The sequence below is a fragment of the Uliginosibacterium flavum genome (genome assembly GCF_040566545.1).
Classification (GTDB): Bacteria; Pseudomonadota; Gammaproteobacteria; order Burkholderiales; family Rhodocyclaceae; genus Uliginosibacterium; species Uliginosibacterium flavum.
In genome coordinates, this window is sequence record NZ_JBEWZI010000006.1 from 65,572 (window position 1) to 76,411 (window position 10,840).

At 60.1% G+C, this 10,840-nt stretch carries 9 protein-coding genes; 4 read left to right on the top strand and 5 right to left on the bottom strand.

The genetic code is table 11. From position 1 onward, the window contains the following. Positions 1 to 308: 308 nt before the first annotated feature. Together ABXR19_RS07150 and ABXR19_RS07155 are read left to right on the top strand one after the other, a co-directional pair. Positions 309 to 1,307 carry a 2-hydroxyacid dehydrogenase gene (locus tag ABXR19_RS07150; protein ID WP_354600424.1) on the top strand — a complete coding sequence of 333 codons (999 nt, stop codon included), beginning with the start codon at positions 309 to 311 and terminating at the stop codon, positions 1,305 to 1,307. 198 nt (positions 1,308 to 1,505) lie between these two features. Then, positions 1,506 to 2,471 (top strand): AraC family transcriptional regulator, encoded by a 966-nt coding sequence (locus ABXR19_RS07155; RefSeq protein ID WP_354600425.1) that lies wholly within the window; start codon positions 1,506 to 1,508, stop codon positions 2,469 to 2,471. Between the two features lie 395 nt (positions 2,472 to 2,866). On the opposite strand, the gene ABXR19_RS07160 is transcribed toward ABXR19_RS07155, so the two are convergent. The 4 genes from ABXR19_RS07160 to ABXR19_RS07175 all read right to left on the bottom strand — a co-directional run bounded on the left by ABXR19_RS07160 (position 2,867) and on the right by ABXR19_RS07175 (position 6,273). Continuing rightward, on the bottom strand, positions 2,867 to 3,139 hold the full coding sequence (locus ABXR19_RS07160; protein WP_354600426.1) for a hypothetical protein: 273 nt from the start codon (positions 3,137 to 3,139) through the stop codon (positions 2,867 to 2,869). Between the two features lie 183 nt (positions 3,140 to 3,322). Beyond that, complete coding sequence (locus tag ABXR19_RS07165) at positions 3,323 to 3,865, bottom strand: REP-associated tyrosine transposase (RefSeq protein ID WP_354600427.1); 543 nt, start codon at positions 3,863 to 3,865, stop codon at positions 3,323 to 3,325. Between the two features lie 98 nt (positions 3,866 to 3,963). Further along, positions 3,964 to 4,797, bottom strand: coding sequence for a hypothetical protein (locus tag ABXR19_RS07170; RefSeq protein WP_354600428.1), 834 nt, complete (start codon positions 4,795 to 4,797; stop codon positions 3,964 to 3,966). Between the two features lie 66 nt (positions 4,798 to 4,863). Beyond that, on the bottom strand, positions 4,864 to 6,273 hold the full coding sequence (locus ABXR19_RS07175) for a DUF2130 domain-containing protein (protein ID WP_354600429.1): 1,410 nt from the start codon (positions 6,271 to 6,273) through the stop codon (positions 4,864 to 4,866). Positions 6,274 to 6,667: 394 nt separating this feature from the next. Here ABXR19_RS07175 and ABXR19_RS07180 point away from each other — a divergent pair, with 394 nt between their 5' ends. Next, on the top strand, positions 6,668 to 7,705 hold the full coding sequence (locus tag ABXR19_RS07180) for an alpha/beta hydrolase (protein WP_354600430.1): 1,038 nt from the start codon (positions 6,668 to 6,670) through the stop codon (positions 7,703 to 7,705). Positions 7,706 to 7,775: 70 nt separating this feature from the next. Then, entirely contained in the window at positions 7,776 to 8,837 is a 1,062-nt protein-coding gene (locus tag ABXR19_RS07185) for an NAD(P)-dependent alcohol dehydrogenase (protein ID WP_354600431.1), read from the top strand. A gap of 144 nt (positions 8,838 to 8,981) precedes the next feature. Here ABXR19_RS07185 and ABXR19_RS07190 read toward each other — a convergent pair whose 3' ends face one another. Next, positions 8,982 to 10,274 (bottom strand): MFS transporter, encoded by a 1,293-nt coding sequence (locus ABXR19_RS07190; RefSeq protein WP_354600432.1) that lies wholly within the window; start codon positions 10,272 to 10,274, stop codon positions 8,982 to 8,984. Positions 10,275 to 10,840 lie beyond the last annotated feature (566 nt).

Here is a 10,840-nt window from a genome sequence, read left to right on the forward strand (position 1 = left end):
GAATTGATGAAACCACGTCAAAACCCGTCATTCCGGGCTTGACCCGGAATCCAGAAGACAGGCGGAGAGGGTGACTGGATTCCGGGTCAAGCCCGGAATGACGGAGAAGGAGCGGTTCTTGAGTTCTCGAATCGCCGCACTAGCGCAGCTGATGGTCCGCGTGCGAGCAATCGTCAGCTGCGCTAGCTCCTGCGGGCAGCAGCCTGAAGACCCGCGCCCAGCAATCCTCTTCAGGCATGCATGCTGAAGAGCCAATACACAAGCGGCTCTGCAGCTTGCCTCTCAAAATATCCATCAGGAGTTCCCGCATGCGCATCGCCGTTTTCGACACCCATCCGTACGACGAACAGGCGCTCACCGCCGCCAACCTCGCTGCAGGCCACACCCTGGAGTTTTTCGAAGAGCGCCTGCACGAAAAAACCGTCGAACTGGCGCGGGGCTTTGATGCCGTGTGCCCCTTCGTCAATTGTCATCTGAACGAAGCCGTATTGCAGGGCCTGGCGCAGATGGGCGTGAAACTGGTTGTCCTGCGCGCGGCCGGTTTCAACGGCATCGACATCGCCGCCGCCGAGCGTCTGGGCATCTGCATTGCTCGCGTGCCGGCGTATTCGCCCGAGGCCGTAGCCGAGCACACCTTTGCCTTGCTGCTGACCCTGGTGCGCAAGACCCATCGCGCCTTCAACCGCGTGCGCGAACAGAATTTCTCGCTGGACGGTCTGGAAGGCTTCACCCTGCACGGCAAGACCTTTGCTGCGCTGGGGGCAGGGCGCATCGGCCAGTGCACCATGCGCATCGCGCGCGGTTTCGGTTGCAAGGTGCTGGCCTACGATCCTTATGAAAACGCCGCGGTGGCCGCCGAGATCGGCTTCGAATACGTCAGTGTCGAACGCATCTTGCGCGAGGCCGACGTGATCTCCCTGCACCTGCCGCTAACGGAGCAAAGCCATCACATCATCAATGCCGCCGCGCTGGCGAGCATGCGCAAAGGCGTCACCCTCATCAACACCAGCCGGGGCGGTTTGATCGACGCCGTGGCGCTGATTGCGGCGCTCAAGAGCGGGCAGGTCGGTGGTGTCGGGCTGGATGTGTATGAGATGGAGGAGGGCGTGTTCTTCCACGATCTGTCGGATCGCCCCCTGCAGGACGACACCCTGGCGCGCCTGCTGAGCTTTCCGAATGTGCTGATCACCTCGCACCAGGGCTTCCTGACGCGTGAAGCCCTGCAATCCATTGCCGAGACGACGCTCGGCAATGCCAGCGCCTTCGAGCAGGGCGAGCCGATGGTCAATCAGGTGAAGCTGGGCTGATCAAACCCGTCCGCAATATTGTGAAATCTGGTCAAACGCGAGTGCCCATCAAGTCAAGCTGAGCCTTTCCGTTCAGCCTCGATGTAACAGGAGAGCATTCCTCCGGATTTCTTGCCTGATCCTGCAAATGCACAGACATTTACAGGACAAGTCTCTGTGCCCGGTTTACATTCAGTAATACGAGCACAAGGAGGCAACATGGCATTGGCAGGCAACCCGGAGCAGCACATCAAGGCACAGAAGAACGAACTTCATGCTGCTCTGGCGCGCGCCATCGCCAGCCGGACGGTCGGGGATGAGGATTGCAGCACGTCGATCCCGGCCCTCTTGTTCTTCCGGCGGGAGGCGATTACCCAGCCTTGCGCCTGCCTGGTCGAGCCCAGCGTGGTCCTCGTTGCCCAGGGCACAAAGCAGATGCTGGTCGGCGACGAGGCCTATCCCTATGACCCGGATCGTTTCCTGATCACCTCGCTGGATCTGCCGGCCAGTTCGCAGGTCATCGAAGCCAGCCCCGAAAAACCCTGCGTGGGGCTGGTGCTCAAGCTCGATCTGCGCGTCATTGCAGACCTGATCGCGCAAGGCGGGCTGACTCCGCCCGGAGAGCGCGCAGTCGACAGGGGCATGGCACTCGGCGAGATCACCATCCCTCTGCTGGAAGCCTTCAAGCGCCTGCTCGACCTGCTAGACGACCCCGCCCCCATCCCGGTGCTGGCGCCGCTGATCCAGCGGGAAATTCACTATCGCCTGCTGATGAGCGATCAGGCTGCACGCCTGTGGCAGATCGTCTCGGCGGGCAGCCAGAGCCAGCGGATCTCCAAGGCCATCGACTGGCTGAAAATCAATTACGCCCAGCCACTGCGTATCGAAGAGCTCGCTGGCCGCATCCAGATGAGCACCTCAAGCCTGCATCACCACTTTCGTCAGCTCACCGCGATGAGCCCCTTGCAGTACCAGAAATGGCTGCGCCTGAACGAAGCGAAGCGCCTGATGCTGAACGAGCATCTGGATGCGGCAAGCGCCGCCTTTCAGGTCGGCTACGAGAGCCCCTCCCAGTTCAGCCGGGAGTACGGTCGCCTGTTTGGCGCGCCGCCCAAACGCGATATCGAAAGCCTGCTCAAGCGCCCGCTCAGCACCAGCCGCGCCAACCGGCAGATCCCTGCCTGATCGTTGATCCGCACCCGCGCCGCTAACCGCCGCACGCTGAAAGTCTCGTCGGCCTTGTGCCGAGCGGCGCCAGCGCCCAAACCTCAGCTCACACCGACGGGCGTTTTCATTCGAGCGGCATCGAAAATCACTTCTCCCACGCCGGCACAGGCCTCAAACAAAGCCTGACTGAAGAGCCGCGCACAGCCTTGATCTACAGGCACGCAATCCGAAGAAGTCCGGCCACAAAGCCTCTGCAGGCATACACACCGAAGAAGCCCGCCCAATAAGGCGCTGCAGGCATATCGAAAATCAAGCCCTTCATGCGCAGCGCAGGGTGACGAATCGGGCGCCCATAAAAAGAAGCGCCGCAATCGCGGCGCTTGGTCAAACTGCAAACACCTTGCGCGAGGCGCTTAGTGCTTGGCGTTCACGCCCATCCACTGAGCAGACTTGCCATCGCTGGTCGGCTTGCACTCGACGGCAATGCCGGAGACCGTCGCCTTGGTGCCGGCATTCTGAAATGCGCCAGCATCGCCATTCCAGCACTGCGGAACAGCCTTGGCAGCAGGCGCGGCTTCGACTTTAGCGGGGGCAGGAGCAGGCGCCGGGGCAGATACGGGAGCAGGAGCCTGGCTAGCACAGGCAGACAAAAGAACAACAGAGGCGATGGCGAAAAATGAACGCATTTAAAACTCCTGCAAGAAAGATTGGTTAAACAAAGCGCTCGGATTCTAGGGGGCTCGCGTTACAGAATGATTTCACGCCAGACCACTGCACTACAGCCCCATTGCACCGACCCCGAAGCTCATTGCCCGATATGTGAGCACTCACTCTGCCGGATGGCGGGTGTCTTCTTCGACACCACCGGCTCAATCGGCCGGATATACACCGGCCTTCGCCAGCCGGTGAAACGTGGAATACGGCCAATCCGCCACATGGCTCACCCAGCCATGTTTCACCGGGTTGATGTGCACGTAATCCATGTGCGCGCGAAAGTCCGCGTCATCACGAATCCGGTGTTCCCAATACCGGCGTTGCCAGACGCCCCGCTCGCAGCGCTTCTGGCGAGACGCGTTCCGGCGCTCGGTGAGCGGCATGGCCTTCGAGAAATCCATCTTGATCAAGCGCCAGCGCAAAGCGAAATCCGCATCATCTGGCGGAAGCTCGATCACGCAATGCAAATGCTCGGGCAGCATCACCCATGCATGAATCACAAAAGGATGACGGCGCTTCACATCCATCACCACGCGCCGCAGCACGTCAATGTGGCGTATGAGCAAATCATTGCCTTGCCGTTGCAGCAAATTCACCGTGAAGAAGAAAGTGCCGCCGGGGCACCAGGCACGCAGATAGTTTGGCATTGGGCGAGATTGCCACCGCGAAACATCCGGTGCAATGGCCTTGGTGGCCATGCGCAACCGCAACGCGTAGGGTGCAATAGCCGAAGGGCATTGCGAACCACATTGCGCAATGTGTGGGCACTCATCGGGCCGGATGGCGGGCGTTTTCTTCAAAGCAACCACCCCAATCCATGTTTTGCCGTTGCAGCAAATCCACCATGAAGAAGAAAGTGCCGCCGGGGTGCCACCACGTAGGGTGCAATAACCGAAGGGCATTGCACCGAAACCCATTGCGCAATGTGTCGGCACACATCGGGCGGGATGGCGGGCGTCTTCTTCGAAGCCAGCACCCAATCCATCCCTTGCCTTTGCAGAAAACTCACCGTGAAGAAGAAAGTGCCGCCGGGTGCCGCCACGTAGGGTGCAATAACCGAAGGGCATTGCACCGAAACCCATTGCGCAATGTGTGGGCACACATCGGGCCGGATGGCGGGCGTTTTCTTCGAAGCCCCCAATCCATGCCTTGCCGTTGCAGCAAATTCACCATGAAGAAGAAAGTGCCGCCGGGGTGCCAGACATGAAGATCGTTCGGCATCGGGCGAGATTGGCGGCGCGAAACATCCGGTGCAATGCCCTCGGAGGCCACGCGCAACCGCGACACGTAGGGTGCAATAACCGAAGGGCATTGCACCGAAACCCATTGCGCAATGGGTAGGCACACATCGGGCCGGATGGCGGGCGTCTTCTTCGAAGCCCCCCAATCCATGCCTTGCCGTTGCAGCAAACCCAGCATGAAGAAGAAAGTGCCGCCGGGCCGCCACCACGTAGGGTGCAATAACCGAAGGGCATTGCACCGAAACCCATTGCGCAATGTGCAGGCACATATCGGGCCGGATGGCGGGCATTTTCTTCGAAGCCCCCCAATCCATGCCTTGCCGTTGCAGTAAATCCATCATGAAGAAGAAAGTGCCGCCGGAGTGTCTGGCACGAAGGTCGTCCGGCATCGGGCGAGATTGGCGGCGCGAAATCCGGTGCAATGCCCTTCGGTTATTGCACCCTACGGCCCTGCTTCACCCCTCACCGGAACCATCCCCCGTCTTCACCTCCCCAAACTTCCCCGCCATCGTCGGATTCCCGCGCGTCAGCCGCTTGATCGTCACGTCCTGCGCCTTGTCATTGGCGAGGCGCAGATTGCGGTCGGTGCCCAGCAGAGCTTCCTTGGTTTTCTGCAGGTGGTCGATGGATTTGTCGATCTCGTCGATGGCGGTCTGGAAGCGGCGCGAGGCAAGGTCGAAGTTCCGCGCAAAGCCGGTCTTGAAGGTTTCCAGCTCGTTCTCGAAGTTGGTGATGTCGATGTTCTGCGCGCGAACCAGCGCGAGCTCGGTTTTGTACTTGAGCGCGTTCATCGCGGCGTTGCGCAGCAGGGTGATGATGGGGATGAAGAACTGCGGGCGCACGACGTACATCTTCGGGTAGCGGTAGAAGAGGTCGACGATGCCGGTGTTGTAGAGCTCGCTGTCGGGTTCGAGCAGTGAGACGAGCACGGCGTATTCGCAGCCTTTTTCGTTGCGGTCTTTGTCGAGCTCTTTGAGGAAGTCTTCGTTGCGGTTCTTTGTTGCGGTGAGGTCGCTTTCGTTTTTCATCTCGAACATGATCGAGACGATCTCGGTGCCGGCCTCATCCGCATCGCGGAAGATATAGTCGCCCTTGCTGCCGGTGCGTGCGTCGTTGTCTTTCTCGAAGTAGGCGCGGGGGAAGGCGGTGGCGCGAATGCGGTTGAACTCGGTTTCGCAGTGTTGTTCGAGGGTTTCGCCGACCATCTTGGTCGACAGGCGCGCTTTCATGTCGCGCAGGCGTTCGATGGCGTCGTCGCGATCCTTGATCTGGGTCTCGTACTTGTCTTTGAGCGATTGCTCGGCGAGCTGCTTTTCAAGCGCTGCGCGCTCCAAGCCACTCTTGAGTTCGTCGCGTTCCTTCTCGACGGTGCCGAGTGCTTCGGTGATGGCGATTTTCTGCGTGAGCGCAATGGCGTCGAGCCGGGCCTTGAGGTCCTGGATCTGTGCGTCTTTCGTGGCTTCGCTCTTCTGCAACTCGCCGAGTCGCTTGGCCTCGGCCAGCCTGGCGGTCGATTCTTTTTCTTGGCGGGCCTGCGCGAGTTCGTTCAACAGCGCGTCGCGCTCTTTCTGCACGGTGCCGAGCGCTTCGCTCACGGCGAGTTTGCGCGCGACCTCTTCGGCATCGAGTCGGGCCTTGAGCCCCTGAATCTCGGTGTCTTTGGCTGTGGCGACTTTCTGCAGTTCGCCCGCGATTTTTGCCTGGGCCAGTTCGACGGCGTTGCGCTTGTCCTGCTCGGCAAGCTCAAGGCGCTCATGCAGCTGCTTGTCGAACTCCTTGTCGCGCACCTGCTTGACGATGTCCGCATAGCCGGCTTCGTCGATCTTGAAGGCTTTCCCGCAATGCGGGCAGATGATTTCGTGCATGTTTCCGCTTCCCTGGCTTGCCGCAGAACAATCTGGATTTCTGCTGTGTCATACATACCTTCGGCATGCTACTACTCTTTTTAACGCAGACGGCCTTGAATGCATTGCCTGTTTGATGAATGCAGGGAGGCGGTGAAACCTCTTGCCGGATGCTGCCGGTCTCGGTATGCAGCGTGGTGAAGCGCTGATATGACACAGCTGCCAGAAAGTCGCCCGCCGCAGAGGATCAGGCAACAAATCGCCAGTAATGCGTTACCGCCTGAAGCAGCTCCCCTGCAAAGATGGTTTCCGAGACATGGCCCGACTCAAGGGCACTTGATGAGTCCCTTGATCAGCACAGCGATATGCGCATGGGCGACTCGTCTTCGATCCACCCTCAATGAAAGGAAATCCCATGAAAAAGCTTCTCGTGCTTTTCGGTGTCTGGATCAGTTCTATCTGCTCAGCCACCGCCAACGCTGCCGACCTGTCCAGGGGCGCAGACAACTTCTACAAGAGCGACAAGGTGAGCGTGCAGAAGGTCAGCTTCAAGAATCAGTATCAGATGAAGATCGTCGGCAATCTGTTCATCCCCAAGGGCATGGACAAGAAGGCGAAAAACCCGGCCATCGTGGTGGGGCACCCGATGGGGGCTGTCAAAGAGCAGAGCGCCAATCTCTACGCGCAGAAGCTGGCGGAGCAGGGCTTCATCACCCTGGCGATTGACCAGGCATTCTGGGGCGAGAGCGAGGGCAAGCCGCGCAACGCCGTAGCGCCGGATATTTACGCAGAATCGTTCAGCGCGGCAGTCGATTACCTGGGCACCCGCCCGTTTGTGGACCGCGAGCGCATCGCTGCGCTGGGCATCTGCGGCAGCGGCAGCTTTGTGATCAGTGCAGCGAAGATCGATCCGCGCATCAAGGCTGTGGCCACCGTCAGCATGTACGACATGGGCGCGGCCAATCGCAATGCGCTGAATCACTCGCTGACGCTGGAGCAACGCAAGCAGATCATCGCGGATGCGGCCGCACAGCGGTACGTGGAATTCACCGGCGGTGAGATCAAGTACACGGGCGGAACCGACCATGTACTGAACGAAAATACCCACCCAATCCAGCGCGAGTTCTTCGATTTCTACCGCACCCCGCGCGGCGAGTTCACGCCCAAGGGTTCGTCACGCCAGCTGACCACGCACCCGACGCTGACCAGCAACGTGAAGTTCATGAACTTCTACCCCTTCAACGACATCGAGACGATCTCGCCGCGCCCCATGCTGTTCATCACGGGCAGCGAAGCGCATTCCCGCGAGTTCAGCGAAGCGGCCTTCAAGCTTGCTGGCCAGCCGAAGGAGCTGTTCGTTGTTCCGGGAGCCGGGCACGTCGACCTGTATGACCGCGTCAATCTGATTCCCTTTGACAAGCTGACCAGCTTCTACAAGCAATCTCTCAACTGATGGTTTGCCTTGGCGAGCGCCGCAGGCATGGCGCCGCACTGCATGATTTGATGAACTGAAAGGAAAAAACATGACTGAAAACGTTCGCGCTTACGCCGCCGTATCCGCCACCAGCCCGCTGGGGCCGTATGCGATTCAACGCCGCAGCACCCGCCAGGACGATGTCGAAATCGAAATCTTCTACTGCGGCGTGTGCCACTCGGACCTGCACACCGCCAGGAACGACTGGGGCTGGACGAGCTATCCCATCGTGCCCGGCCACGAAATGATTGGCCGTGTCGTGAGCGTGGGCGCCAAGGTGACGCGTTTCAAGATCGGTGACGCGGTGGGGGTGGGGTGCATGGTCGATGCCTGCGGCCACTGTGCGCCCTGCGAGCAAGGCCATGAGCAGCATTGCGTCGAAGGTGCCACCTTCACCTATGGCGGCGTGGATCGTATCGATGGCACGCCGACTCACGGCGGCTATTCCGAGAAGATCGTGGTGAAACAGGATTTCGTCGTGCGCGTGCCCGACAACCTCGACCTGAGCGCAGCCGCGCCGCTGCTGTGCGCGGGCATCACGACCTGGTCGCCACTGAAGAATGCCAAGGTCGGCCCCGGCAGCAAAGTCGCGGTGGTCGGTCTCGGTGGTCTTGGCCACATGGCGATCAAGCTGGCGAAGGCATTGGGGGCGGAAGTAACGCTCTTCACCCGCTCGGCAGGCAAGGAAGCCGATGCCAGGCGCCTCGGCGCGCATAAGGTCGTGCTCTCGACGGATGAGCGCCAGATGGCGGCAGTGGCCGGCAGCTTCGACCTGATCGTGGATACCGTGCCCTACGCGCACGACCTGAATCCCTACATCCCGACCCTGGCGTTCAAAGGCACGCTGGTACTGGTCGGCTACCTCGGCCCGCTGGAGCCGGCACTGAACTCCGTGCCCATGGTGCTGGGCGGCAAGGCGGTGGCGGGCTCGCTCATCGGCGGCATCCCGGCTACGCAGGAATTGCTCGACTTCTGTGGCCAGCACGGCATCGTCTCTGACGTAGAGGTGATCAGCATGCACGACATCAACGCAGCCTACGAGCGCATGCTCAAGAGCGACGTCAAGTATCGCTTCGTCATCGATATGGCCTCACTCAAGAACGAGGCCTGACAACAGGGCCGCCGCAAGGGCGGCCCGCCATTTTCTTCGCTCTTGGTCGGCAGTCGCCGGCTGATCACAAGAACCTGCATGCTGCGCTCATGGCAGTTGCGCGGATGATCAGGCTCGGCGGATTGCGCCGCACCTGATGTCTCGTCAGATTTCGACCTTTTTCATGCCCGGTACAAGCGCGCTGAAAATCGCGAAGGCCACCAGATAGGCGCAGGCGCCAATCACGAAGAGCGCCCAGTAGTTGCCGGTCCGCTCCAGCACCACGCCGATGACGGTCGAGAACAGCACGCCACCGACCGAGCCGAACATGCCACCGATGCCCACAACCGAGCCCACGGCATGCTTGGGGAACATGTCGGAAACCGTCGTGAAGATATTGGCCGACCAGCCCTGATGCGCGGCTGCCGCCAGACCAACCAGGGCGACTGCGACCCACAGGTTCTCCACCATCGAGACGAAGCCGATCGGCACCACGCAACAGGCGCAGATGAACATGGCCATCTTGCGTGCCCGGTTGGGCGTCATGCCACGTTTCATGAAGGCGCCGGAAATCCAGCCGCCCGATACGCTGCCAACCGTGGCGAACAGGTAAATCACGATCAGCGGCATGCCCAGATTGGCAATGTCGATACCCCGGGTTTCGTTGAGCCATTTCGGCAGCCAGAACAGATAGAACCACCAGATCGGATCGGTGCAGAACTTGCCGATGGCAAACGCCCAGGTCTGGCGATAGCCCAGCAGCTTTTTCCATTGCACCTTTTCGGCGGGTTCTTCCGCTTCCGTGTCCTGGCGGATATAGGCCAGCTCATCCGGGCGAACGGCCTTCATCTTTTCCGGCTTGCCAAACAGGAGCAACCAGGCGGGCAGCCACAACATGCCCAGCACCCCGATGATGATGAAGGCGCCACGCCAGCCAAACTGCAGCGCGACCCACGGGATTACCGCCGGGGCGATCACCGCGCCGATGTTCGCGCCGGAATTGAAAATCCCCGTTGCAAACGCGCGCTCCCGCTTCGGGAACCACTCGGCCACCGCCTTGATGGCCGCCGGAAAATTTCCCGCCTCGCTCAGGCCCAGCAGCGCACGTGCCGCCGCAAAACCACCTATCGAGGCGACGGCCGCGTGCAGCATCGCCGACAGGCTCCAGAAAAACATCGCCCATGCGTAGCTGATCCGGGTGCCCAGTTTGTCGATCACCCAGCCAAAGCCAAGCAAACCAATCGCATACGAAAGCTGGAAGGCGTTGATGATCCAGCTGTATTCGATCTGGCTCCAACCGATGTCCTTCTGCAGCATTGGCGCCAGCAGACCGAGGATCTGGCGATCCATGTAGTTGATCGTTGTCGCGAAGAAGAGCAGGGCACAAATCACCCAGCGGTAGCGCCCCGAAGGGGCCGGAACGACAGCAGGGGCTGGCGCAGAGATGGGCGTAGTCATGGTGTTTCCTGGAAGCTGTGTTGGTTCGGGCTCAGGCTTGCAGAGCCTTCACAAAGCAGGTGCTCTGCTTGTGCCGGCCGCAAACTCTGCGCTCCACGGTTTAATTCGCTTAAGCATGACTGAGCGCTCTTCGCTGCTCGGTACGCCAGCACACTTAGTGTTGCGATTCGCTGTTGTTAGCGAGCAATAACAGCAGGGCTGAGACTGGCTCGCGTGGTGGGTTTGCATCACCCATTGCCGCAGATCCTTTGTGGGCAAGGATCTTCGAGCTGCAAGGCTGCAGATCAAGACTGCATGCGGCTCTGCAGCCAGCTCCTGTTTCTGGCCTTTTCTTACGACAATCTGGCTAAACAAAGTGCGTTTGTAGCCTGAGAAGAGGACAATCAGTCTTCCGGGTTCAGCCATCAGTCATTTATGCCTGATGAAATAAAGCCCCGCATCCTCTTCCGGAGTTACGTTCCGAGCCAGACGCCTGTCGCCCGGGCTGTGATTTGCACGTGTTTCAAATGAGTGCGTTGCGCCTGAATGGCGCGAGGAATGAGGAATGTCCGCCAGGAAACCCGCAG